The sequence below is a fragment of the Runella sp. CRIBMP genome, from assembly GCF_009905605.1.
Lineage (GTDB): Bacteria > Bacteroidota > Bacteroidia > Cytophagales > Spirosomataceae > Runella.
Genome location: NZ_JAAAKZ010000001.1, coordinates 650,433 through 675,775, shown reverse-complemented (window position 1 = coordinate 675,775; position 25,343 = coordinate 650,433). Strand labels below are relative to the sequence as shown.

Below are 25,343 nucleotides of genomic sequence, written 5' to 3'. Positions count from 1 at the left end.
ATGAAAAAAATCATATATGTGCTAGCACTCTCCCTGATGACAGGCTGCACCAACAAGTTTCTGGAACTCTATCCTAAATCAACCCTCAACGAAGGGAATTTTTACCAAACAGAGGTAGAATATACTCTCTTGGCCAACGGCTGTTACGTTCCTTTGCGTGATAATGAAAAAAACAACCACTGGATTTTGGCCGAGTTAATTTCTGATAACGCAAGTTTTCAAAACAATGTCCGCACGGGTGAAGCCTCGCGGGGAGTCATTGATCAGTTTATTTTGGTGGGCGACAATATTGCTTTTGCTAACTTTTGGAATCTCTCTTACAACGGCATTACGCGTTGTAATAAATTACTGAGTGAATTGGACCGGGAAGGCGTAAATTGGTCGAAATTATCTTTCAAAGAACGTTGTGGGGGCGAAGCCCTCTTTTTACGGTCGCTATATTATTTTAACCTCGTTCGGCAGTTTGGCGGAGTTCCTTTGGTTTTAGCCCCTACCACTTCGCAAGAAGCCGTGGACATTAAGCGCTCAACGGAAGCGCAGGTCTATGACAGTATTATCAGCGATTTAAAACAGGCCGCCGAGCGTTTTGCCAAAGCCAAGGATGTGGAAGAGGTAGGCCGGGCCAATGAAATGTCGGCCCTGTCGCTTTTAGGCAAAGTGTATCTCACCCTTGGCAAGTATGCCGAAGCTGAACAAACCCTGAAAACCGTCATTAATTCGGGTAAATACGCCCTTTTACCCAATTACGCCGACCTTTTCAACCCATCCAAAAAGGACTTCAAAGAAACCATCTTTGCGGTTCAGTATTCAGAAAATAGTGCTGAACTCGCCAACCGATTCATCTTTCTGTTTGCCCCGCATACTTCGGGAGGAGCTGTTACGAATCGTCCAAATATCAACATCGTAGGCGCGGGTTGGAATCAACCTACCGACGATTTAATCAACGCTTTTGAGGCAGGAGATACCCGCAAAGCGGTTTCGATTGGCTTTTGGAATGGATTGGACTGGGATAATGTAGTACGTCCTATCGCCTATTGTGCCAAGTACAAAGCCCCTATTTCTGCCCCTGACGACCGTTGTGGCGACAACCTGCCCGTATTGCGTTACTCGGACGTCTTGCTAATGTACGCCGAAGCGCTTAATGAACTTAGCCGTACGGGTGAAGCCATTCCTTACGTACAACAGGTACGAAACCGAGCAGGTCTCACCACCCCGTTGGGCGCATTGGGCAAAGAAGCCTTAAAAACGCTCATCGCCAAAGAGCGTCAGGTAGAGTTTTGTTTTGAGAACCAACGTTGGTACGATCTTAAGCGTACAGGAAAAGCCGTTGAAGTAATGACCGCCCACGGCATTCGTGAAAAAGCCAAAAAGACATTTCTTTATCCAGAAGGCTATACTTTGACCCCCAATAAACTACTTGCACCCATTCCGGTCAATGAAGTCTCCATCAATAAGTTAACTCAGAATCCGGGATATTAACGACGGGGTTGCCCAGGCGATTACGAATTGAGCGAGCGGCCCACCACCGCGATGACGAATGCAAAATCAGTTACCTGTTATCAATGTTTATGTTTTTCCTTATGGCATTTTTTATGATAAAAAATCTTGACTCCGCAGTCGCTCGCGGTCGCTCGCGTCCAGCGAGTGATGAGTATTACAAGGCCTCCGGCCAGAAAAGATACGATAACCGCCAGCGTGCCCTATTTTTTCTTACCCTTTTACTTCTCACGCTTTTGGGCCAAACGCTCACTGCCCAAAACACCGTCAAAAAGCCCAACATCCTCTACATTCTGGTGGATCAATGGCGGGCGCAGGCGACAGGCTATGCCGGCGACAAAAACGTGTATGCGCCCAATCTCGACCGATTGGCACGCCAAAGCGTAAACGTCAAAAATGCCGTATCGGGCACGCCAGTCTGTACGCCGCACCGCGCTTCGCTCATGACCGGACAGTACCCACTCACCAACGGCGTTTTTATGAATGATGTTTTATTGGACACCAACGCCACGACGATTGCAAAGGTCTATAAAAAACACGGCTATACCACTGGGTTTGTGGGCAAGTGGCACATCGACGGCCACGGCCGAAACACCTACATCCCACCCACGCGTCAGCAGGGATTTGGCTATTGGAAAGCCTTGGAATGCACCCACGACTATAACAATTCGGCCTACTACGCCGGCGATTCCAATAAAAAATTGGTATGGAAAGGCTACGATGTCATCGCGCAGACCGACGATGTCTGCAACTACATGACCGCCAAATCCAAAGAAACCAACCCTTTTATGGTGTTTATTTCCATCGGTAGCCCACACGACCCGTATCAAACGGCTCCCGAAAAATACCGTAAAATGTTTGAAAACAAAGACATCATCATCAATGAAAATGTGCCCGTTGAGAAACGCGAAAAGGTCAAAAACGACCTCCGGGGCTATTATTCACACATTGCAGCGATTGATGACTGCATCGGCAAAATGTGGCAGACGCTCATTGATTTGGGCATCGAAGACAACACCATCATCGTGTTTTCGTCTGACCACGGCGATTTATTGGGCGCACACGGCTCGTGGAACAAACAGCAGCCCTACGCCGAAAGCATCAAAGTGCCTTTTTTACTTCATTACCCTAAATTGTTTGGTAAAACGGGCAAAACCTCAGAAGCGCTGCTAAACTCCCCCGACATCATGCCTACGCTGTTGGGCCTGTGCAATATTCCCGTTCCAGCGTCGGTCGAAGGCATTGATTTTTCGGGCGTCTTGAAAGGAACAAAAAAAGACAACGTCAAACATACGCTGATTTCCTGCACTCAGCCTTTTGGGCAATGGACCCGGAAAATGGGCGGCAAAGAATACCGAGGTCTTTTCACGCACCAATACACCTACACCCGCGACCTGAACGGCCCGTGGCTGTTGTTCGACAACCTGAAAGACCCGCTTCAGCTCAATAATCTGGTCGGGAAAGCCGAGTACAAAAAAATTCAAGACAAACTAGATGCTGACTTAAAAGGGGAATTGCGCAAACGAAAAGACGAATTTAAGCCTGGAATGGAGTATGTAAAGCAATGGAATTACTTAGTGGATGAGACAGAAACGGTGCCTTACAGAAAAGTAAATTACGAAGGCAAACCGATTATTGAGTAACCCAAAACGATTTAGTCATGTCCCAAAACAGCGGGTTTTACCGATTCATTTTTCTACTAAGCTGTTGTTTTTGTGTGGAAGATGCTTCCGCACAAAAACAATCCAACAAGCCCAACATCATCTTTATCCTGACCGATGACCACCGAGCCGGTGCATTAGGCTACACGGGCAATAAGTATGCGCACACCCCCGAAATGGATAAATTGGCGCAAACGGGCGTTTATTTTAAGAAAGCACTGGTAACCACCCCTATCTGTGCCGCAAGCCGAGCCAGTATTTTGAGTGCTATGCAGGAACGTGCCCACCGCTACACGTTCCAGACTGGCAATATCAAACAGGAATACATGGAAAATGCCTACCCCAAAGTACTGAAAGAGACAGGCTATTACACGGGTTTTTATGGAAAATTTGGGGTAAATTATGCCAAAAAAGACCAATTATTCCACGTGTATGAAGACTACGACCGCAACAACCGATACACCGATAAACGGGGCTATTTCTTCAAAACCCTGGGCAAAGATACCGTTCACCTAACCCGCTATACGGGCCAAAAAGCCATTGATTTCATTGAAAATGCCCCTGCCGACAAGCCCTTTTGTTTATCGCTGAGTTTTTCGGCCCCCCATGCCCACGACGGAGCCCCTGACCAGTATTTTTACGATGAACAAACAGCGCATTGGCTTGAAAATGAAACCATTGCTCCGCCGCTTTTGGGTGAAGACAAATACTTTAACGCACAACCCGAGAAAGTAAAAGCGGGTTTCAGTCGCCTGCGCTGGACGTGGCGGTTTGATACGCCCGAAAAATACCAGCGCATGGTCAAGGGCTATTACCGAATGATTGCAGGTATCGATTTAGAAATTGCCAAAATTCGGGAAGAACTGAAAAAGAAAAACCTCGATAAAAATACCATCATCATTTTGATGGGCGACAACGGCTACATGCTCGGCGAAAGGCAGTTGGCCGACAAGTGGCTGATGTACGACAATTCCATTCGAGTTCCGCTGATTATTTACGATCCACGGCAGGAAAAGCACCTAGACAGTGACGAAATGGCCCTAAACATTGATGTTCCGGCCACAATTTTGGACATGGCAGGGGTAAATCGACCGAAGAATTATCACGGAAAAAGTTTGTTTCCTTTGGTTGCCCAAACGGCCCGAAGTATGCAACGCGACACGGTGCTGATTGAGCACCTTTGGGAGTTTGAAAATATTCCGCCCAGCGAAGGCTTACGCACCAACGAGTGGAAATATTTTCGGTATGTCAACGACAAAACCCTCGAAGAACTCTACAACCTCAAAGCCGACCCCGACGAAATCACCAACTTAGCCCGGGACGAAAAATACCGGGAGGTGCTGAACAACCTGAGGCAAAAAACAGAACAACTCATCCGGCAACACCGAGATGCCAATGCTTGCCAACCGACGGGCTTGATGGTGGAGTTTATCCGACAGCCCGCCACCGTTTTGCTGAAAGATACTACCCCCGAATTTGGCTGGGTGGTACCCAAAGAAGCCGTTTTTCAGTCGTCTTACCAACTATTAGTCGCTTCTTCCAAAGCCAACATCGACAACAACATCGGCGATGTATGGAACACTGGACAGGTGCGCGGAAACCAGTCTTCCAATGTGACCTACCAAGGCAAACCCCTACAAACAGGCATGCAGTACTTTTGGAAAGTGAGGATTTGGGATACCGACAATCGGACGGGCGATTATTCTGAAGCGCAGTCGTTTCGGGTGGGGCCACCAGACAATTCAATCTCAACAACCAATATTTTTCAGATAGACAAAAAGAAGCCAGCGAAATTCACTAAAACCGCTCCGGGCAGTTACTTTATTGATTTTGGAAAAGCTGCCTTTGCCAATCTGCAACTCAATTATACCGCCAAAAAGAACCAAACTCTCATTGTACGGCTGGGCGAACAGCTCGAAAACGGGAAAATAAACCGCAAACCGATGGGCAGTATTCGGTACCAAGAGGTAAAATTGGAGGTATCGAAAGGCAAAAAAAACTACCAGCTTAACATCAAACCCGACGAAAGAAACACCAAATCGAGCGCCGGCGCGGTGGTATTGCCCGATTCGTTTCCCGTCTTATTGCCGTTTCGGTACTGCGAAATAGACAATGTCACCGAAAATCTGACGGCCAATGACTTAACGCAATTGGCGTATTTCAGTTATTTTGAAGAAGACCAAAGCCGTTTTAAAAGCTCAGACACCACCCTCAATCAGGTCTGGGAGCTGTGTAAATATACCATCAAAGCCAGTTCATTTTCAGGGTTTTACCTCGACGGCGACCGGGAGCGCATTCCGTACGAAGCCGATGCCTACCTCAATCAGCTGAGCCACTACGCCACCGACCGCGAATATGGCATTGCCCGCAAAACCATCGAGTATTTTATGGAGCACCCCACGTGGCCTACCGAATGGCAACTCCACGTGGCGCTGATGTTTTACCAGGATTATATGTATACGGGCAATACCGAGCTCATTGCCAAATACTACGAACCCCTGAAGTACAAAACCCTCATGGAACTTGCCCGTGAAGATGGGTTGATCAGCTCGTCGTCGCCCAAAAATACGCCTGAATTCATGCAAAAATTGGGTTTTAAAGACCCTAAAATTCAGCTAAAAGACATCGTAGATTGGCCACCAGCCCAAAAGGATACGGGTTGGAAATTGGCCACCGCCGAAGGCGAACGCGACGGCTATGTTTTTACGCCCATCAACACCATGGTCAACTGTTTCTTTTACAAAAACATGGAAATAATGGCCGAATTTGCACGCATTCTCCACAAATCAGAAGATGAAAGGCAGTTTCAGACGATGGCCATAAAAGCCAAAAATGCCATCAATGAAAAATTATTTAACCCAAAAACGGGAGCGTACATCGACGGCGAAGGTACCGACCATTCCTCGCTGCACGCCAACATGATGGCGTTGGCGTTTGATATTACGCCCGACGTCCACAAGAAATCAGTTGCTAAGTTTATCAAATCCCGGGGCATGGCGTGCAGCGTGTACGGCTCGCAGTATTTGTTGGAAGCCCTTTACAACGCCAACGAAGCCGACTATGCCCTGCAACTCATGACCGCCACCCACGACCGAAGCTGGTGGAACATGATAAAAATCGGCTCAACCATGACCCTAGAGGCCTGGGATACCAAATACAAGCCCAACCTCGACTGGAATCACGCTTGGGGAGCGGCTCCTGCCAATATTGTGGCCCGCAATATGTGGGGCATACAACCCAAAACGGCCGGCGGAAGCATCATGCACATCAAGCCCCAATTAGGCACGCTTTCTACTTCCGAAATCACCGTACCCACCATGAAAGGTCTCATCAAGGCATCGTATCAGCGCAAAAGCAGGGTTCTTCAGGAATACACGTTTGAACTACCCGCCAATGTATCGGCAGAGTTGACATTAAAATACTCACCAGAAGATACGATTCTGCTCAACGGAACAAAAGCCGATACTTCCTTCGGCACCCTCCGACTCTCGCCGGGCATCAATACGGTTGTGTTAAATGTCAATACGTTTTGAGAAATCGCCGCTGAAAGACCGAGGGGTTACTCGACAAACTGTCTTTCTCAAAAATTCCGATAACTTTGTCACTTTCTCAACTATTCTATTTGTAAGCGTTGAGAAGTGCCAAAGTTATCCCAACATGCCCAAAGAAAGACCCTCGAAACCGCCGCTCCTATTGACCGTCACCGAAACCGCCGAATTGATGGCTTTTTTGCTGGCAAAACTTCCCCATAAAAACCGCAACAACATCAAAACGCTGCTGCGCGACCGGCATATTTTGGTCGAAGGCCGGGTTCAAACAAAGTATAATTATTCGTTGCAGCCCAATCAGCGCGTTGAAGTACGCTGGACCCAAGGCTCTAAAGAAAGCGTGTATCGTGGCCTAACGATTTTATTTGAAGATGCGCATTTGATTGTCATTGAAAAACAGGAAGGACTCCTTTCTATATCTGCCAACAATAAGGAATCCCAAACAGCCTATAACACGCTGAGCGCACACGTCAAGAAGCAGAATCCCGCCAACAAAATCTTCATCGTTCACCGCCTCGACCGCGACACATCGGGCGTGATGGTATTTGCCAAAAGCGAAAGGGTAAAGGCATTGTTGCAGGAAAGCTGGGAGCCTACCACCAAAGAGCGCACCTACATCGCCGTGGCCGAAAAGCCTTTCGAAAAGCCTTCAGGCACCGTTACGTCGTATCTGAACGAGAGCAAAGCGCTCATTATGTATTCGAGTCAAAACCCCGCTCAGGGGCAATTGGCCATCACGCATTATGAAGTGTTGAAGCAAAATGCCGATTTCTCATTGTTGAAAGTAAACCTCGAAACAGGGCGCAAAAATCAGATTCGGGTCCATTTACAAGACTTGGGGCATTCTATCGTTGGTGATAAAAAATACGGGGCCGTCACGAACCCTATCGCGCGCTTGGGCCTACACGCGTGGGTTTTAGCCTTTGTTCATCCAATAACTCACGAAAAACTTCGTTTTGAAACTACCATTCCAAAAAAGTTTTTGGAGTTATTTCCCCGATAATTAACGTAATTTACTCACCCTTAAACAACTACCGATATGGCAAAAGATAAACCTGGCAAGGAAAAGAAAAAAGAGCCAGAAAAAACAACCAAAGAGAAAAAAGCTGATAAAAAAGCCAAAAAAGAAGGCAAAAGTAAAAGTACCTTGTAACGTCAGCCACCATCCCCGGCATCTTGTGTCGGGGATGATTTTTTTCAGCCCTTTCGTAGATGTTCAATTCCTGTTAACTTTGTTGTAGGTCCTTAACTTCCTCCATTCAACCATGGCTGAAAACAAAACCCAACCTACCGACCAAAGCGTAGACGCGTTTATTGACGGTATCGACCGCGAGCAGCAACGTACTGACAGCCGCATCGTAGCAGAAATGATGCAACGCGCTACTGGCACCAAGCCCCGAATGTGGGGCGAAAGCATCATCGGTTTTGGCGGCACTCACTACAAATACGCCACTGGTCGCGAAGGCGACTGGTTTTTGGTGGGTTTTTCTCCCCGCAAACAAAACCTGACGCTTTATCTGACCTGCGGCATCAACAACCTAGAAGAGGACCTCAAGCGGCTGGGCAAACACAAAACCAGCGTGTCGTGTCTGTACATCAACAAGTTGTCGGACATCAACCTTCTGGTGCTGGAGGAAATCATTCAAAAGTCGGTTCAAATAGGCCCAAAAGCGTTAGCATAGCCTGTTTCGACGCAAAATCGTAAAATCAACCATCTTACATCGTCATTTATATTTTCCCGTGTCATCCAAAACTTTTTTCTGCATTGATGCCCACACCTGCGGCAATCCTGTACGCGTCGTAGCTGGCGGCGGCCCTATTCTTGAAGGCAAAAACATGAGCGAAAAACGCCAGCATTTTCTGCGCGAATACGACTGGATTCGCAAAGGCTTGATGTTTGAACCGCGCGGCCACGACATGATGTCGGGCAGTATTTTGTACCCGCCCCACGACCCCGAAAACGACGTAGCGGTGCTATTTATCGAAACCAGCGGCTGCCTGCCCATGTGCGGCCACGGCACCATCGGCACCATCACCATCGCCATCGAGCATGGTCTCATTCGCCCCAAAACGCCCGGCATCGTGCGCATGGAAGCACCAGCGGGATTGGTACTTATTAGTTATGTTCAGGAAGGCAACAAAGTCAAATCCGTTAAGCTCGTCAACGTGCCTTCCTACCTTGCCGCCGAAGGCATTGAAGCCGAATGCCCCGACCTCGGCACGCTCAAAATGGACGTGGCCTACGGAGGGAATTTTTACGCCATCGTGGATGTGCAGGAAAACTTCCCCGGTTTGGAGCATTACAAAGCCGAGCAGCTCATTGGTTGGGCGCGGGTATTGCGCCAACGCATCAATGAAAAATATACCTTCGTTCATCCCAACGACCCCACCATCAACGGCCTCAGCCACATCGAATGGACAGGCGCGGTCATTGACCCGACCTCCTCGGCCCGAAACGCGGTTTTCTACGGCGACAAGGCCATCGACCGCTCGCCCTGCGGCACGGGTACCTCGGCGCGCATGGCGCAGTGGGCCGCCCAAGGCAAACTCAAAAAAGGCGACCGGTTCATTCACGAAAGCATCATAGGCAGCAAGTTCATCGGGACGGTCGAAGATTATGCCAAAGTAGGCGACCACGACGCCATCATTCCGGGTGTGGAAGGCTGGGCTAAAGTCTACGGTCTCAACACCATCACCATCGACCCCGACGACGACCCGTACGCGTATGGGTTTCAGGTGATATAACTTCTTAGATTCACAATTCTAATACACCTTCTTCTTCCCTTAGTTTTGTTTGGGAAAGTGATTTTTCTTCTCTTCACAAACAAAACTAAGGGGAAGCACAGCACACATTAAGCAAGTAACTTATTAACGACAGATTCCATTTCAAAGCCCTGGGAACCGAAATGAATACAAGATGACTTGCACGAACCGACCCCTTACTTTACTACAAACTGCAAGACCTAAAAAGGTTCACTGTCATTGGATGGTATCAAAATTATTGGGGGTGTGACTGGAGGAGCGTACGATTGTGGCTCCTTATCCAAAACATGAGTTTTCTTCCCCTATTAATGATTTTCATTAGATTTGTGATAAAAAGGTATTCTATTTTTGTAGGTATTCAGCTACTCAAGAAGCGATATTTTAAGCCTACCTATATTATTCAAGCAGCTCAAATTCTGAATTTTGTTGGTTTGGGTATCACATTTCAAATAATTATTGGGTTAGCAGTATGTATTGGCTTTGAGTGGCTAGAGGATGCTGAATTTGTTTTCAACTTCAAGCTACTTTCTTTGTACGATTTCAAGTACAGACCTTCTCAAACGGATGCTATAAGAGTAGTTGTAAATTTTGTACCTGTTTGCATCATCGACTATCTGATAAAGCGCGAACGAGTTGCTGAAGACCGAAAACGTTTGGTAAAACATTCGACAGCCAACGATTAATTAACTTCGCACTCTTGCATTATTCAGAACGTTTGCAACACAGTACCTATTAAAGTAACGCAAAAAACAAGCAAATCAATTACAATAACACCTGCAAATCAACGCTTTATTTCTCCAATTTATACCACTTCACATTGCGCAACGCCTCCCTACGCGAGTAGGCCGCTTGATTGGGGGCGTAATGTTTGGCGAGATAATCCAACACCGTTTTTTCGGTTTCGCCCAAATCCCACAGCTTATGATTGCGCTGCATCCAGCGAATTTTGCTCAACCATTCGTCGCGGGTGAAGCGGTGCTGTAAGATCAACTTCGGCGAGTGGCAGCCCGTACATTGGGCTTTCACAATCGTAAAGTGAGGGTCGAGCGCCAAGCCCGTTTCGGCATCCACGCTGTCGGCCAATGCTTGCGTCGAAGCGGGGTTTGTCCCGTATGTATGTTCCCGCTGCATCGCCGCCACAAACAGACCAACGGTGCAAACTACTAACAATAGGTTCTTTATCATATTTGATTCAATAAAGAGATAACTTTTTATTATCAACACTTTATCATTTTACATTTTTCGCGGGGACACCCGGGCGGTTTACCATTTTTCGGTTAACTAAACCGCTTTTACGGCAATCCGATGGCAGGCGTTGTTGAGGTATCCTCCGGGATTCCAGGCAGGAATTACCATCGGCTGCGTTATGCCGTTGGTATCCGTAGCACGCGCCCATACTTCATAATAGCCCTTTTTGGGAAGCTGAATCTGCGCCGACCAATGCTGCCACGCCAAGCGATTTTTGGGAAGCTGAACGTTGGCTTTTTGCCAAGTGGCCCCGTAATCCACAGAAACCTGCACCTCTTTTATACCAACATCACCCGCCCATGCGTGCCCTCGCAACGAAAGGGTCTTGCCCAAGTCAATCATAGCGCCTGATTTAGGATACGTTATCAGCGATTTGACGGGCATGGATTCGATGATGCGGAAGTTTTCGGGCGTCTCGGCCAGTTTTTCCCCCGGCGGAATCGGCTGACGCGGCACGCGGTAACTCTGTCCGTCCATTTTGGCTCCGTCGTGTTCTTTGTTGCGAATCGCAATCGTATGCAACCACTTACCCGATACCGAAGCGGGCCAGCCGCCAATGACTAATCGCAGCGGAAAGCCGTGCATCAGCGGCAGATCTTGCCCGTTGACCGCCCAAGCCACGAGGGTTTCGTCTTCCAAGGCTTTTTTGATGGGCACGCCACGCGAAATCACCACCTTGCTCGGGTCACGGCTAGGGTGCAGGTCTTTGCCGTAGTACCCGATATAGACCGCGTCGTCTTTCAGGCCCACATCGTTGAGGATATCTTTCAGGCGCACACCCGTCCATTCGGCGCAGCTTACCGCGCCTTGACCCCACTGATTGCCAGAGGTTTGGGGCACAAATCCAGAGCGACCGTTGCCACCGCATTCTAGTACCAACTGATAGGTATAGGTCTTGAATTTGGTTTTCAGCTCGCTCAGGGTATAGGTTTTCGGGGCTTTAACCGACTCACCTTTGATGGTCAGCGTCCAAGCCTTAGGGTCAATTTTTTCTTCAGGAACAAGGCCGTTATTCCGAATAAACATTCGCTCAATGGGCGTTACCGCATCATCCAACAAATGGGGTGGAGTTTCAACGTTCCAAGGCTTATCACTCAGCACAATCATATCGGGATGCTTGCCCGCTAATCCCTCATCAAATGCCAGCGGAACGTGATTTTGGGGCATATTTTCGGCAAAAACGATTTCTGTTCCCACAAGCCCTGCCAACGTAGTCAAGGCACTTTTCTTTAAAAAACCGCGACGGTCGTGAAGCGTTTTGCTCATTTGTCTGTCTATTTTATAATCTATGGGATTAGTGGATGATTTCATTTTTCAAAGATGCTACAAAAAAATGTATAATTGAAACGTTCTTTCGTCAGGATTTTCGAATTGGCTGAAGCAACCCGTTACTTCTCCATTTTTGCCTTATTACAGAAGGCATAAATTGAAAGATTCTCCGTATGTTTGATTAAAAAAATTGCCCGATTCGAAGGACGAGTTTGGGATTTACGAATTATTACATTTTTATCTTTTCAGTTTTAAAATTCCCGACTTTACGGTTTTACATTTTTCAGTTTTACGGTTTAATTTTATTCGGTTTTAATCTTTTTATCCCTTGCCAACACCCACCCATTTCCACCAGATAGCCCATTTACCCGGTCGCAGTATTGATATTGAAGGCCAAGAATACCTGTATTTTAGCGGCACGGCCTATTTAGGGCTACCGCACAATCCCGCTTTTCAAGGCCTCATTCAGGAAGGCTTGCATCAGTACGGCAGTGTATACGGAAGTTCACGAAACGGCAATTTGCAACTGACCATTTACCAACAGGCGGAACAAAAACTGGCTTCGTGGGCGGGTGCTGATGCCGCACTCACGCTATCATCGGGGATGTTGGCAGGACAAGCGGCCATTCGGCAACTGATGCTCGAAGGTTACGAATTTAGGTATTCGCCCGATGTCCATCCTGCGGTTTGGCATCTACCTCAGGTGGATATTGCCAAGGGAACATTTGAACACTGGATTGAAACTACCCTCGCAATCCTGCCCACCACGAATCGTGGGGCGAACCGTCACCAAATAGCCCTCGTCACCAACGCCGTGGACGCGCTTCGCGGAAAACTATACGCTTTTGAATGGATCAAATCTATTCCCGAAGACCGCGAAGTAGTTTTGTTGGTGGATGATTCACACGGTTTGGGGGTAACGGGCAATGGAGGCCGCGGCGTTTGGGAACGTATTCCTAAAAGAAAAAACGTGCGTCTGATTGTTACGGCTTCGCTGGCCAAAGCCATGGGGCTACCGGGTGGCGTTATTTTTTCGGACCCCGCGAGCCTGCACCGTATTCGGTATTCCGCCTACTTTGGCGGCTGTTCGCCCGTGGCCCCCGACCATCTTTACGCGTACGTCCAAGCCGAGACCATTTATCAAGACGCTTATAAGCGCTTACAGGCTAATATCCGCCAATTTACCGATTCCATTCGGGGTTTAAACTTGTTGAGCTTTACGGACAATTACCCCGTTTTTTACAGCGAGCGCGACGAGTTGTACCCTTTTTTATTGGAGCGAGGCATCTTTATTTACAGTTTTTCTTACCCCAAACCCACCGACAAAGCCAATACCCGCGTCGTATTGAGTGCTTGGCATACGGCCGAAGACATTCAAAAACTCAGCACAGCCTGCCACGACTTCGCGGCCCTGTACCTTTAGACATTTCAGTTTGCCCTTGTCTTCCTTCGCTTCACTCCCTCCGATGGTTACTCCATCGGAAAAGAGCTGTTTGCCCAGGGGTTTCCGCAGATATTTGTTTCGTTGTTCGGCCTTAAACCATTCTTCAACCAAACACAAAACTGCTATGAAAACTTTTCTTATCATCACCCACGTTGCCATTGGATTTCTGGCCCTTGCCGTGGGACTTGTTCCTATGTTATCAAAAAAAGGGAGCCGTTTACACAACACCACGGGTCTAATTTATTATTGGTCAATGGTCTTAGTAGCCGTCTCGGCGGTTGGCTTGGTGCTTATTTCTCCCATAACCGACGGGCGTTTGTTCTTAACAGGCATTGCAGTTTTCAGCTTCTATTTATGCTTTACGGGACGGCGTTCGCTCCAACAACGCGACGAAGAGCCCGTAAGATGGTATGATTGGGGCATATCGGGATTGATGGCGGCTACCTCCGTAGCCATGATTGTGTATGGCGTTTATGACCTCTCCACGCTGTTGAAGAAGGGACAATTTGAATCCATAGGAGTCTTATTTTTAGTTTTCGGGATTTTCAGCGGCTCCAATGCCCGTTACGATTTCAGGAAATACCTCCTTCCTCACGCCGCCAAATACGGCACCCGGGAGTGGTTATTTGTCCACATTGAGCGCATGGGCGGCTCGTATATCGCCACTTTCACGGCGTTTGCGTTGGTAAATATACGTTATGTTTTTCCTGACGCCCCCGCAGGGATTTATATCGCCACTTGGATTATGCCTGGCCTGATTGGTGGACTGTTTATCGGCAGAGCCGTCCGTTTTTATTTGGCAAAATTCAAAATGTCTGTTCAATAATGTGATATGCTGACATACCATAATCAATTTTAACGTATATCTTTGCCTATCTGACACTGATATTAAACTTCCCAACTTTGGCAGATGGATTCTTCCAAAACTTGGGAAGTTTTAAAAATGACATCAAATCCACAGGTAATGCGCAAGGAAAAAACCGTCGACTTTCACATCAAATGGGCTTGGCACGCCATTTCCAGGATGTATAATACTTACGCCTCTCGGCGGTATGGTATGACGATGGCAATTGGGTATGTTTTGCTGAATATCGACATGGAAAACGGAACCCCCGCCACCCGCATTGGGCCTTCTATCGGCATGGAGCCGCGCAGCCTCACGCGTACACTCAAAGCCCTCGAAGAGCGCGGCTGGATTCGACGCGAAACCGACGATGTAGACAAACGTTTTGTGAAAGTCTTTTTGACCGAAGAGGGAAAACGTAGACGCGAAATGGCCCGCGAGGGCGTAATTGCTTTCAATACCATGCTGCGCGACCAAATTCCGCTCGACAAATTGGTGATCTTCTTTGACGTTATCAAGGAAATCAACCGCTTGGTGGAAGAGGAAAACAACAAAATCAAAGCCGAAAACTTCCTTAACGACGAAATTTAAACGCTACCCTTTATTTTTATCCCCCGAATCTTCCCTTTTGTCAGCATTTTCACCCACTTCGCGCTTTTTTTCTAGCCGCGTGTGAGTTGGGTTTTTACTTTTGCCTTCTCGTACAATTACATTCCTATTGGTAGATTCTACCGATAGGTATCTATACGTTTTAATAAAACTTATTCTTTAAATAATACAAAATTGAACGGATTATTGACCATGCTCTAGTCGTTCCGATTTAATTTTTATTTTCTCCAACCCTGCTGACATAGGGTTGTCAGTGCCGACTATTTAATTTGTATTACCAAAAAAACGCCTTAAATACCTGTTTCGCTCTCATGGAACTCAAAAATATTTGATAAAAAACTTCGGAAACTTTGAACCTTTATAGAGTTTCCGAAGTTTCTATCTTTAAAAAGTGAAAAACAATAGTGAGAGAAAGAATCCTTGAAAAAGCGCAGGAACTATTTTTTAGGTTCGGCGTCAAAAGTGTTACGATGGATGATATTGCCCGTGAGTTGGGCATTTCAAAAAAGACCATCTACCAACATTTTGAAGATAAAAATTCAATGGTATGTGCGGGGGTAAAACACCATTTTGAATGCGACCACTTCATTGCCGAGAAAATCCACAATGAAGCCCCCAACCCAATTGCGGAGGCAGTGATGGGTGCCGAAATGATGCGACAAACCATGTCAGGATTGAATCCGTCGGCCATTTTTGACATCAAGAAGTATTACCCGCAGGCTTGGGATTTGTTTTCGCAGTATAAAAAAGAGTTTGTGCTGGATTTGATTCGGAGAAACATCAAAAAAGGCATTGAAATGGGGCTGTATCGCTCCAATGTCAACGCCGAAGTCATTGCCAGATTACGCCTCGAACAGGTTGAAATGGGCTTAGACCCTTATATTTTTCCCGTAGGACAGTTCAATCCGTTGGACACTCAGTTGGAATTACTCGACCATTTCTTACGAGGAATTGTCACCCCCGAAGGACTTGAATTATATGAAGAATACACAAAAACACAACTTTCCGTCTCTATATCTCTATCAGCACTGCTGAACACCAAAAGTACCTATTAACAGCCCATTTTTTAACTCGTATCGGTCGGAAACGGCCACCAAACTATTCATTCAATCACACTCTATGCAATCAATTCAACGCAAATGGAAATGGCTGGTGCTATGTATGCTACCGCTTTTTCCGACCTACAGCCAAACGCGTTATTCACTTCAGGAGGCCATTCAATACGGAGTGACGCACAACATCAACGTCAAAAACTCGCAAACCGACGCCCAAAGCGCGGAATCGCGGATTGGAGAAATTCGGTCGGTGGGTTTACCTCAGGTGAATGCGAGTACAAGCATTACGTATAACGCAATCATACAGCGATTCTTTTTACCTGCTCAATTTGCTGACCCTACAGCTCCTTCTGATGCACCACCAGTAGCATTAAAGTTTGGGGTAAACTATGCAGGTAACGCCGCTGCTCAACTTAATCAGATGATTTTTAATGCCCAATGGTTATTGGGGTTAAAAGCTGCGCAGGCGTATCGGGAATTGGCCGTTAAGAACGTAACTCAATCTAAAATCCAAATCGCCGAAAGCGTTTCGAAGGCGTATTATGGGGTATTGGTGGCCGAAGAGCGCGCCAAACTACTGGATTTGAACATTCAACGTCTGGATAGCCTCACCCGCGAAATGGGAGAAATGAACAAAAAAGGGTTTGTCGAAAAACTGGACGTAGACCGTTTGGAAGTATCGCTCAATAACCTCAAAACCGAACGCTCTAAGGTGCAGAACATGGTGGATTTGAGTTATTATATGCTCAAATTCCAGATGGGTATGAAACTTGACGAGGCCATCCAACTGACCGACCGCATCAGCGAAACGGACGTAGAGCGGATAGCGACCGAAGTAAAAGCCGAAGAAGTCAATGAATTTAAGTACGATCAGCGTGTTGATTATTCTATTCTGAAAAGCAACCTGCTACTGTCAGAAATGGACGTTGAGAACAATAAAAGGGGCTACTATCCTACGGTTGCGGCCTTTGCTGGTTATGGTTATAATACGGGGCGAGATAAATTGAAAGATGTATTCGGGTCGCCCTGGTTCAACAACGCCAACATCGGCTTGAGTGTCAACATTCCTATTTTCGACGGTTTTGCCAAGAAATACAAGATTCAACAGGCCAAATTCACGGTCGATAAAGTGAAGCAAAGCCTGAGTTTGGTGGAACAATCCATTGATTTGCAGATTCGCAGCGCCAACATCACCATCATCAACGGCCTCGAGACCCTCAAAACCCAAAAGCGCAACCTTGATTTGGCGCAGGAAGTAGTGCGGGTGTCTAAAATCAAATACCAATCAGGAACAGGCTCTAATATTGAAGTAATCAACGCCGAGTCGGCCCTGAAAGAATCTCAAACCAACTATTTTGCCTCACTCTACGAATTGCTTTTGTCAAAAGTAGACTTGGACAAAGCCAAAGGTAAATTAAACTATTAAGACAGTGGGCAGTGGACCAAGGCTCACCTCGCGGTCTACTATCCAACCTGAAATCTAACAACACATTTTATGAAAGCACAATACATTTTCTTATTAGCAGCCACTTTATTCGTAACTGCCTGCGGAGGCGAAAAGAAACCGAATACATTAGCAGAGAAAAAAGAAGCCTTGGCCAAACTCAAAGCCGATGCCAAAACGCTAACGGAAAAAATCACGGCGCTCGAAACCGAACTCAAAGCCGCTGACCCCACCTTAAAAGCCGCCGAAAAGGTGATTCCGGTCGTGACCACTACGCTCGAACCACGCAGTTTCAAAAGCTTTATCGAGATTCAGGGAACGGTCGAAACCAAAAACACCGCTACTGCTACCCCAAGAATGGCTGGTACGTACACCACGGTCTACGTAAAAGAAGGCCAAACCGTAAAAGCAGGGCAATTATTGGCTAAAATTGACAACGCCATCTTGCGCGACCAAATCGCGGCCTTGAAGCAGCAAATGGAGCTGGCCAATACCGTTTATGATAAACAAAAAGCCCTCTGGGATCAGAAAATTGGAACAGAAATTCAGTATTTGCAGGCAAAGAACAACAAAGAGTCGTTGGAGAAAAACCTCGCAGTGCTGAATACTCAAGTGGACATGTATAATGTATACGCACCCATCAGTGGAGCGGTGGAAAGAGTAATGGCCAAGACGGGTGAGGTTGCCGCACCAGGTATGCCCCTGGCGAGTATCGTCAACTTGGGCAGCCTGAAAGCAACGGCCAACGTGCCCGACAGCTACTTGAGCAACATCAAAATGGGCGACGCCGTAAAGGTAAATCTGCCCGATATTGGTCGTGAAATCAACGCTCGCATTACATTTATCAGCAAATTGGTCAACCCAGCCAACCGTACATTCAAAATTGAGGCCACCATTCCAACCAGCAGCGACATCAAGCCTAATATGCTTTCGATTCTGAATATTGCCGACATCAACAAATCCAACGCCTTGGTTATCAAGCAAAATTATATCCAAAGTACCGAATTTGGCGATGTAGTGTACGTGGCAGAAATGGAAGGAAACAAGAAAGTAGCGAAGTCGCGCAAGATTAAAACGGGAGTATCTTATAACGGCGAAATCGAAATCACGGAAGGACTCCGGGCGGGAGATTTGATTGTAACGGAAGGTTATCAGGATTTGGTAGACGGACAGGTAATCAGTTATTAATACGCTTATGACAACCCTAAAAGACTTTGCAATTACCCGTTGGTGCTTAGAGAATAAGACCACGGTATATCTCTTCACGGCCATTATTTCACTGGCGGGTTTGTTCGTGTACTTCACGATGCCCAAAGAGCAGTTTCCCGAAATCGCCGTGCCCACGGTTATCGTTTCGACGATTTACCCCGGTGCGAGCCCTTCGGACATTGAAACGATCATCACAAAACCCATCGAAAAGCAATTGAAAGCCGCGAGTGGGGTGACAAAAATCAAGTCAAATTCGATTCAAGATTTTTCACTCATCACGGTTGAATTTACGACGGGAATCACGGCCCAAGCCGCCAAACAGCGCGTATCCGACGCCGTAGACAAAGCGCTAGTTGACCTGCCTACCGACCGTAAGCAGGACCCTTCGGTGCAGGAGGTAAACTTCTCTGAGTTTCCGATCATGAACATCAACTTGGCGGGTAATTATTCGTTGAAAAAACTGAAAGATTACGCCGAACAGTTGAAAGATGAAATTGAATCCCTGCCCGAAATCACCCGCGTAGACATCGTTGGGGCACTCGACCGCGAGATTCAAATCAACCTCGACCTGTACAAAATGCAGGCCGCAGGGGTTTCATTCTTCGAAATTCAAAATGCCATTCAGGGCGAAAACATCAACATATCGGGCGGTGAGCTCAACGTTGATAATGTACGCCGCAACCTCCGCGTGGTGGGGGAGTTTAAAGATGTAAATCAACTGAACAACATCATCATTCGGTCGTCAACTGGCGCTACGCTCAAACTGAGCGAAATCGCCGAAGTAAAAGACGGTTTTGCCGAAAGACAAAGCTACGCGCGTTTGGATGGAAAAACGGTAATTACCCTCAACGTTATTAAGCGTGGGGGCGAAAACTTGATTTCAGCCGCGGATGAGATTAAGACCATTCTGAAAAAATACGAGGACACAAAGTTCCCCGAAGGATTAAAAGTAAGTTTGACCAACGACAGCTCTGAGCGTACTAAGGTGGAGTTGAACGACCTGTTGAACACCGTAATCTTGGGCTTTATCTTCGTGGTATTGGTCTTGATGTTTTTCATGGGGGTTCAGGATGCCATCTTTGTGGGGCTTTCGGTTCCGCTTTCTACGTTGGTGGCTTTCGTGCTGTTCCCCGTCATCGCTTCGGCTACGGGTATTACGTTTACATTGAACACCATCGTACTTTTTGCCTTTTTACTTGGCCTCGGAATTGTGGTGGATGACGCCATTGTGGTGATTGAAAACGCCCACCGCGTATACAATGACGATAAGAAACTTAGTCGAAATCAAGCGATTTCATTTGCGGCGGGCGAGGTATTTGTACCCGTATTGACGGGAACTTTGACGACGATTGCGCCATTCTTACCGCTCTTGTTTTGGCCGGGGATTGTGGGTGAATTCATGAAATTCTTACCGCTGACACTTATCATCACACTTTTTGCGTCGTTGTTTGTAGCCTACGTCATGAACCCAGTATTTGCGTCTTCGTCGCTGAAACGCGTAGAAGAGCACGCCAACGAAGACAAGTCATTCCGTTCTATCCTGAAGCCGTTATTGGTATTGATAGGACTGTCGGTAGTGGGTTATTTTATCAACTTTGGTATCGGTAACTTATTCGCGCTGATTACGATTCTGTACGTTTTCAACCATTATATTCTGACCCCGCACATCATTGTTCCATTTCAGGAAAATGTGTTTCCACGCCTGAAAAACGGCTATCGTAAACTTATTTCATGGGTCATTACGGGTGCTCGGCCTTATGTACTGTTTGCGGGGGTGATTGCGATGTTTGTCGGTACCATCATCCTGACGGGCATTGTTCAGCCCAAATCGGTCTTTTTCCCTTCGGGAGATCCTGACTTCGTGTACGTTTACTGTGTCATGCCGCAAGGTACCGACGCCGCCAAAACCAACGAAGTAATGAAAACACTCGAAGACCGCGTGTATGGCGTTATTGGCAAAAACAGCCCGATTGTGGCTTCGGTGATTACCAACATCGGTATCAACGCTGGTGACCCTTTTAACCCCGACCGTACGGTGGTGCCCAACAAAGGAAAAATCACGGTGGCTTTCAAAAGTGTGGAAGAACGTATTCATTACGGAATCTCAACCGCTGATATTTTGGCCAAAGTACGCGAACGCGTAAAGGGAATCCCTGGTGCGCAGGTAACGGCCGAGCCAGAAAGTAACGGTCCACCAACGGGTAAACCCGTTACGATTGAAATTGCGGGTGAAGATTTTGATAAATTGGTCAATTTGACGGCCAACGTAAAAAATGCCATCATCAAAGCAGGTGTTCCTGGGATTGAAGAACTGAAGTCTGACTTGGTATTGAACAAACCCGAAATCGTGATTGATATCGACCGCGAACAAGCCGCTCGTGAAGGCATCAGTACGGCTCAAATCGCGCTGCAAATTCGTGGGGCATTGTTCGGAACCGAAGTCTCTAAATTCCGCGACGATAAAGACGATTATCCCATCATGGTTCGTTTAAAAGAAAACGACCGTGGTCAGATTGAAAAGTTGTTGAGCATGAACATCGTCTACCGCGACATGAACCTCGGCGGAGTACTGCGTCAGGTTCCATTGAGCACTTTGACCAATATTCGTTACTCGACTACTTACAGCGGCATTAATCGTAAAAATCAGGAACGCGTAGTGACGCTCTCATCTGACGTACTGGGTGGATTCAACGCCAACGACGTAAACGCCCAAATCAAAGAAGTGGTAGACGGCATTGATATTCCGCAAGGCTACAACGTACGCTTGGGCGGCGAGCAGGAAGAGCAAATGAAATCCATGCAGTTTTTGAGCGTAGCGTTCTTAGGAGCTATATTGTTGATATTCTTGATCCTAGTAACACAATTCAACTCCATGAGCAAGCCTTTCATTATCTTCTTTACGGTATTGTTTAGCTTGATTGGGGTATTGTTAGGATTTATGATTACGGGCAAGACCATGTCCATCATTATGACGGGGGTAGGTATTTTTGCCTTGGCAGGTATCGTAATCAAAAACGGAATCCTGTTGATTGAATTCACCGAAGAGTTACGCGGACGAGGAATGCCGGTACGTCAGGCGCTTATTGAAGCAGGAGCGGCGCGTCTTACACCCGTGTTGCTGACCGCCTCGGCCTGTATCTTGGGTCTGGTGCCGCTTGCCATCGGAATGAACATCAACTTTGTGACGCTCTTTACGGAGTTTGACCCGCAGTTTTTTATCGGTGGCTTTAGTGCCGTATTCTGGGGCTCACTGGCGTTCACAATTATCTTCGGATTGTCGTTCAGTACCGTCTTAACCTTGGTGATGGTTCCTGCCATGTATTATATCGTTGAGCGTTTGAAAGACCGTTTCGGCCGCAAAGACCGTCACGTTTTAGCGCCAGTTGTCAATGGAGTGGATGGAAAAGCCTCTGCCAACGGCAACGGTGCCAAATCAAAGCAGGAAAAGAATTTAGAAGTATAGTTAATTTTAAAGGTTTAGAGATGCTTGGTAAAAAAAGCCGTCCCACTTGGGGCGGCTTTTTTAGTATTATTTCTGAAAAGGTTATTTAGTTGGTTTACTTCCATTACCCCCCACAAACTTCAACGCCAGCGAATTCATACAAAACCGCTGCCGCGTGGGTGCAGGGCCATCGTAAAACAAATGCCCCAAATGCCCGCCGCAGCGCCGACAACGCACCTCTATACGTTCTTCCCGTTCTGAAAAGTCTTTCCGAAAAAGCAGTCGATTTGGTTCCGAAGGTTGCCAAAAACTCGGCCAACCCGTGCCGCTGTCGTACTTATGGGCCGAGCTAAAAAGCAGATTTCCACAAGCGGCACAATGGTAATAGCCCGTCCCTTTAAAGTCCCAGTATTCGTTGGTATAAGGCATTTCGGTGGAAGCTTCGCGAGTAACAGTGTAGACTCCGTCGGCCAAAACCTCCTCCCAAGTGCTGTTGGGTAAGCGCAGCTCCGTCGTATCGGTCAACGAAAAATAGGGATTGTGTTTTTTTACTTTACCTTGACAGCTTATAAAAAGCACAAAAATTCCAATAAGCCAACATCGGCAATCTATCCTCATTATCGTATCAAAAGCTATTCTTGAAAGTTGTAAATGGTAATGGAATCTCCCATTAACTCCCGAATAATGGGTAAGTGTTTATCGAACAAAGAGAGAAGAGCATTATTAGAAATATTTCCTAACAAAATGTCTATATCTGCGGTTGGGAACGCTTAAAATCAGCCTCGCTTTGTTGAAATCATCACTTTTTGAATACCAATACTTTTATATATTAAATTTACCATTTTATATTCTTCGGTTTCATTAACTGCCTCTAACGCTCTTTCCCATAATTCTTCTCCCCTGCTTCTAGCCGTACCGTTAGGTGATTTTCTCGGGGGGGAATCGGGCAGCTGTATCCATCAGAATACGCACAATAAGGATTATAGGCTTTATTAAAATCAATGGTCACGTGTCCATTTTGAAAATCTTTCAGCCGAAAATCTAGGTATCGCCCGCCGCCGTAAGTTTCTTTGCCTGAGGTTCCATCCCGAAAAGGAATAAACACATAATCTCGGTAATCAGGCATTTTCATCAGGGCGGGGCTTCGATATACCGACAACTGATACGTTTTGTTGTTTACCTTAAAGCTTACAACCCCAAACTTCACATAAGCCGTTCTTTTGCCATCGCTCGTTGCCATCGTGAATGGCTCGGCATCGGGCGTAAGTTCAAAATGGGCTTGGATTTTCAACTTAGGATTGGCTTCATAAAACCGCAGAAAAGGTAAATCTTCCTGTTTGAGCGGAGAACCTGCACTCTTTAAGAAATCCTGACGGTAGTTTTCACGGTGCTTTTCCAAGCTATCGGCATACGTACTGACCTGCTGGGCCATTGCAGAGTAACTGACCATTACCCAACACACTAACCAATGAGCCACTGTTTTCATAAGGATTTTTGGCTTTTATTTAGTATTAAACTTGAGTGGGTTTGCATCTCAAAACACAAACCCACTCACCCAGATCAATACCGCCAGCTCTTCAAATCAGCACCCGCAGGAGCACCCGCTTCAATGCGTTTGAGGATTTTGGGGATATACATCGTATTGTACCGCAGGCGGGTCACGTGGTTGGGCTGATTGGGGTCGCCGTTCCAGCAATGCTCAAAGCGGTCGCCGTATTTTACCTCACCGTCGTAGTGCGGATTTTTGGTAGTTTTTAAATAATCTTCCATCAAATAAACAGCGTTGTTGAGATAATAGTTGTCCATATCGCCGCAATAAATGTGGATTTTACCCTGTAATTTCTTCCCGACCGTAGCCCACTGACGTTTCAGAATATGCATTAAATCGTAGTTTTCTGACCAATATTTTGCCACGGAATGGTCGATTTTTCCAGTTGCTTTGTCCCAAATCGGTTTGGGGTACCCATTTTCACCCACGGGTGAATAGGTAGCCTGCCAAATATCCCATTGGTCGCCGGAGCGGGAATTATCGCCGATGGCCAATTCTCGTTGGTTGATTTCTTCAATGGTACATTTAACCTGACCGAGGTAGTTACGCATACCTGGTCGAGGCGTTTTTTTGAAATCCCCAGGCAAAAAATAGGCGTTTTCGTCTTTGTAAATATCAACCACCGTGTAGGCCTCAAACGTAATCGGGTCTGGGCAGGCGGCAAAACAGCCGTTGTATTCATCGGGATAAAATACCTGCGCGGCCAACGCTTCCCAACCACCCGTACTTCCACCGTACAGAAAACGCGCCCAACCCTGCCCTATTCCGCGAAAACGTTTTTCAATTTCGGGAATCAACTCGTACGTGATGGCATCGCCGTATGGGCCCATATTGGCCGAATTGACCGCGTAGGAGTCATCGTAATACGGCGTAGCGTGCTGAATTTCAATGATAAGCATACGTGGAAAATCCTTACTCGTCCACTGCTTATAAAAATTATACGCTTCCTGCCATACAAATTTTTTATAGCCATACACCCCAAAGCGCGCTACATAATCGGTGGTGTCCATATCGGCAGGGGGCGGGGTTTCTTTGAAACCATCAAAATCGGTGGGAAAATGGCCGTGGTTGATACAGAGTGGATATTTGGCTTCGGGATGCACATCAAACCCATGCGGCAAGAGCACGTGCGCTCCCAAATACATGGGCCGCCCCCAAAATTCCGTCAGCATTTTACTCTGAATCTTGATATGTTTGATGTATTTGGTGTCTTTGGGCTCAACAATGGGCGGATTTTCCTGATCAAGCACGATTTTTACCACCTGCTTGGCTTTGGGGTCAAACTTGATTTTGAACGGTTTTGAATACAAGTTTCCAGGAGCCGTACGGTAGTTTTGGCCTTCGCCACGGTCCATTGGTAGCTTAACGGTATATCCAGTTTTGAGTTTAAAGGTTTCGTATTTATGCAAAAGTGCCTGTACCCAATATTCGCCAGCGGGGAAATCAGTGAGGGATTTGACGGGATAACCAAAGGCCGAAGCCCCTACTAACGTTGGTTTGCCAGCCTGCCAACCGTCCACATTTTGACCGAATAATTGCTGCGAATTGGCATCGTCGCTTACTTGAAAGCGCGGCTCCGATTTGTTGTCTTTTGCCAAAAACAACATCAGACGGCCATCAAATGAAGCGCCTTTGGCCGTCGGAAAAGTAACAGAAAACTGGGTTTGGGCGGAGGCAAAGGTAGCCCAACAAGCACATACGAGCAGTAGAAGACGATGCATATTGATAAGTTGTAAGTTGATGATTATTCAATTTTACAAC

The 25,343-nt window shown here is 46.8% G+C and carries 19 protein-coding genes; 14 read left to right on the top strand and 5 right to left on the bottom strand.

Annotated features, from left to right (window positions below; genetic code table 11):
- The 7 genes from GVN20_RS02855 (at nucleotide 1) to GVN20_RS02825 (ending at nucleotide 10,152) form a co-directional block, all read left to right on the top strand.
- Nucleotides 1–1,479, top strand: coding sequence for a RagB/SusD family nutrient uptake outer membrane protein (locus GVN20_RS02855; protein ID WP_166556869.1), 1,479 nt, complete (start codon nucleotides 1–3; stop codon nucleotides 1,477–1,479).
- 113 nt (nucleotides 1,480–1,592) lie between these two features.
- The gene (locus GVN20_RS02850; protein ID WP_229598950.1) at nucleotides 1,593–3,140 is read left to right on the top strand and encodes a sulfatase; all 1,548 of its coding nucleotides are present in this window, start codon (nucleotides 1,593–1,595) and stop codon (nucleotides 3,138–3,140) included.
- Between the two features lie 17 nt (nucleotides 3,141–3,157).
- Nucleotides 3,158–6,691, top strand: coding sequence for a family 78 glycoside hydrolase catalytic domain (locus GVN20_RS02845; RefSeq protein WP_166556867.1), 3,534 nt, complete (start codon nucleotides 3,158–3,160; stop codon nucleotides 6,689–6,691).
- Nucleotides 6,675–7,709, top strand: coding sequence for an RluA family pseudouridine synthase (locus tag GVN20_RS02840; RefSeq protein ID WP_229598949.1), 1,035 nt, complete (start codon nucleotides 6,675–6,677; stop codon nucleotides 7,707–7,709). The genes GVN20_RS02845 and GVN20_RS02840 overlap by 17 nt, the downstream gene beginning before the upstream one ends.
- Nucleotides 7,710–7,971: 262 nt before the next feature.
- On the top strand, nucleotides 7,972–8,388 hold the full coding sequence (locus GVN20_RS02835; protein WP_166556866.1) for a DUF1801 domain-containing protein: 417 nt from the start codon (nucleotides 7,972–7,974) through the stop codon (nucleotides 8,386–8,388).
- A 58-nt stretch (nucleotides 8,389–8,446) separates the two neighbouring features.
- Complete coding sequence (locus GVN20_RS02830; protein ID WP_114067399.1) at nucleotides 8,447–9,451, top strand: 4-hydroxyproline epimerase; 1,005 nt, start codon at nucleotides 8,447–8,449, stop codon at nucleotides 9,449–9,451.
- 305 nt (nucleotides 9,452–9,756) lie between these two features.
- Entirely contained in the window at nucleotides 9,757–10,152 is a 396-nt protein-coding gene (locus GVN20_RS02825; RefSeq protein ID WP_166556865.1) for a hypothetical protein, read from the top strand.
- Nucleotides 10,153–10,258: 106 nt separating this feature from the next.
- Here the strand turns inward: GVN20_RS02825 and GVN20_RS02820 are convergent, their stop codons facing one another.
- Together GVN20_RS02820 and GVN20_RS02815 are read right to left on the bottom strand one after the other, a co-directional pair.
- Nucleotides 10,259–10,654, bottom strand: a complete 396-nt coding sequence (locus GVN20_RS02820) for a hypothetical protein (protein ID WP_166556864.1) — start codon at nucleotides 10,652–10,654, stop codon at nucleotides 10,259–10,261.
- Nucleotides 10,655–10,750: 96 nt separating this feature from the next.
- Nucleotides 10,751–11,983, bottom strand: a complete 1,233-nt coding sequence (locus GVN20_RS02815; protein ID WP_166556863.1) for a sulfite oxidase — start codon at nucleotides 11,981–11,983, stop codon at nucleotides 10,751–10,753.
- A gap of 331 nt (nucleotides 11,984–12,314) precedes the next feature.
- Between GVN20_RS02815 and GVN20_RS02810 the strand changes: the two genes are divergently transcribed.
- From GVN20_RS02810 to GVN20_RS02780, 7 genes are all read left to right on the top strand, one after another.
- Nucleotides 12,315–13,409 (top strand): aminotransferase class I/II-fold pyridoxal phosphate-dependent enzyme, encoded by a 1,095-nt coding sequence (locus GVN20_RS02810; protein WP_166556862.1) that lies wholly within the window; start codon nucleotides 12,315–12,317, stop codon nucleotides 13,407–13,409.
- Between the two features lie 145 nt (nucleotides 13,410–13,554).
- Nucleotides 13,555–14,256, top strand: coding sequence for a DUF2306 domain-containing protein (locus GVN20_RS02805; protein ID WP_166556861.1), 702 nt, complete (start codon nucleotides 13,555–13,557; stop codon nucleotides 14,254–14,256).
- 138 nt (nucleotides 14,257–14,394) lie between these two features.
- Nucleotides 14,395–14,865 carry a MarR family winged helix-turn-helix transcriptional regulator gene (locus GVN20_RS02800; protein ID WP_114070280.1) on the top strand — a complete coding sequence of 157 codons (471 nt, stop codon included), beginning with the start codon at nucleotides 14,395–14,397 and terminating at the stop codon, nucleotides 14,863–14,865.
- Between the two features lie 422 nt (nucleotides 14,866–15,287).
- Nucleotides 15,288–15,938, top strand: coding sequence for a TetR/AcrR family transcriptional regulator (locus tag GVN20_RS02795; protein WP_114459808.1), 651 nt, complete (start codon nucleotides 15,288–15,290; stop codon nucleotides 15,936–15,938).
- A 64-nt stretch (nucleotides 15,939–16,002) separates the two neighbouring features.
- A complete protein-coding gene (locus GVN20_RS02790; protein ID WP_166556860.1) occupies nucleotides 16,003–17,364 on the top strand; it encodes a TolC family protein in 1,362 nt (453 codons plus the stop codon).
- A 69-nt stretch (nucleotides 17,365–17,433) separates the two neighbouring features.
- The gene (locus GVN20_RS02785; RefSeq protein WP_166556859.1) at nucleotides 17,434–18,570 is read left to right on the top strand and encodes an efflux RND transporter periplasmic adaptor subunit; all 1,137 of its coding nucleotides are present in this window, start codon (nucleotides 17,434–17,436) and stop codon (nucleotides 18,568–18,570) included.
- 7 nt (nucleotides 18,571–18,577) lie between these two features.
- On the top strand, nucleotides 18,578–22,054 hold the full coding sequence (locus GVN20_RS02780; RefSeq protein ID WP_166556858.1) for an efflux RND transporter permease subunit: 3,477 nt from the start codon (nucleotides 18,578–18,580) through the stop codon (nucleotides 22,052–22,054).
- Nucleotides 22,055–22,135: 81 nt separating this feature from the next.
- Here GVN20_RS02780 and msrB read toward each other — a convergent pair whose 3' ends face one another.
- The 3 genes from msrB to GVN20_RS02765 all read right to left on the bottom strand — a co-directional run bounded on the left by msrB (nucleotide 22,136) and on the right by GVN20_RS02765 (nucleotide 25,303).
- The gene (msrB, locus tag GVN20_RS02775; protein WP_310586802.1) at nucleotides 22,136–22,612 is read right to left on the bottom strand and encodes a peptide-methionine (R)-S-oxide reductase MsrB; all 477 of its coding nucleotides are present in this window, start codon (nucleotides 22,610–22,612) and stop codon (nucleotides 22,136–22,138) included.
- Nucleotides 22,613–22,904: 292 nt separating this feature from the next.
- Complete coding sequence (locus GVN20_RS02770) at nucleotides 22,905–23,519, bottom strand: DUF1684 domain-containing protein (RefSeq protein WP_166556856.1); 615 nt, start codon at nucleotides 23,517–23,519, stop codon at nucleotides 22,905–22,907.
- A gap of 74 nt (nucleotides 23,520–23,593) precedes the next feature.
- Entirely contained in the window at nucleotides 23,594–25,303 is a 1,710-nt protein-coding gene (locus GVN20_RS02765) for an alpha/beta hydrolase-fold protein (RefSeq protein ID WP_166556855.1), read from the bottom strand.
- Between the last annotated feature and the right edge of the window lie 40 nt (nucleotides 25,304–25,343).

Bases quoted from the DNA above. Each gene is read 5' to 3' on its own strand.
- GVN20_RS02855 (WP_166556869.1), top strand. From the start codon at position 1: ATGAAAAAAATCATATATGTGCTAGCACTCTCCCTGATGACAGGCTGC.
- GVN20_RS02765 (WP_166556855.1), bottom strand. From the start codon at position 25,303: ATGCATCGTCTTCTACTGCTCGTATGTGCTTGTTGGGCTACCTTTGCC.
- GVN20_RS02770 (WP_166556856.1), bottom strand. From the start codon at position 23,519: ATGAAAACAGTGGCTCATTGGTTAGTGTGTTGGGTAATGGTCAGTTAC.
- GVN20_RS02805 (WP_166556861.1), top strand. From the start codon at position 13,555: ATGAAAACTTTTCTTATCATCACCCACGTTGCCATTGGATTTCTGGCC.
- GVN20_RS02820 (WP_166556864.1), bottom strand. From the start codon at position 10,654: ATGATAAAGAACCTATTGTTAGTAGTTTGCACCGTTGGTCTGTTTGTG.
- GVN20_RS02785 (WP_166556859.1), top strand. From the start codon at position 17,434: ATGAAAGCACAATACATTTTCTTATTAGCAGCCACTTTATTCGTAACT.
- GVN20_RS02850 (WP_229598950.1), top strand. From the start codon at position 1,593: ATGATAAAAAATCTTGACTCCGCAGTCGCTCGCGGTCGCTCGCGTCCA.
- GVN20_RS02845 (WP_166556867.1), top strand. From the start codon at position 3,158: ATGTCCCAAAACAGCGGGTTTTACCGATTCATTTTTCTACTAAGCTGT.
- GVN20_RS02835 (WP_166556866.1), top strand. From the start codon at position 7,972: ATGGCTGAAAACAAAACCCAACCTACCGACCAAAGCGTAGACGCGTTT.
- GVN20_RS02790 (WP_166556860.1), top strand. From the start codon at position 16,003: ATGCAATCAATTCAACGCAAATGGAAATGGCTGGTGCTATGTATGCTA.
- GVN20_RS02800 (WP_114070280.1), top strand. From the start codon at position 14,395: ATGCGCAAGGAAAAAACCGTCGACTTTCACATCAAATGGGCTTGGCAC.
- GVN20_RS02815 (WP_166556863.1), bottom strand. From the start codon at position 11,983: ATGAGCAAAACGCTTCACGACCGTCGCGGTTTTTTAAAGAAAAGTGCC.
- GVN20_RS02780 (WP_166556858.1), top strand. From the start codon at position 18,578: ATGACAACCCTAAAAGACTTTGCAATTACCCGTTGGTGCTTAGAGAAT.
- GVN20_RS02825 (WP_166556865.1), top strand. From the start codon at position 9,757: ATGAGTTTTCTTCCCCTATTAATGATTTTCATTAGATTTGTGATAAAA.
- GVN20_RS02840 (WP_229598949.1), top strand. From the start codon at position 6,675: ATGTCAATACGTTTTGAGAAATCGCCGCTGAAAGACCGAGGGGTTACT.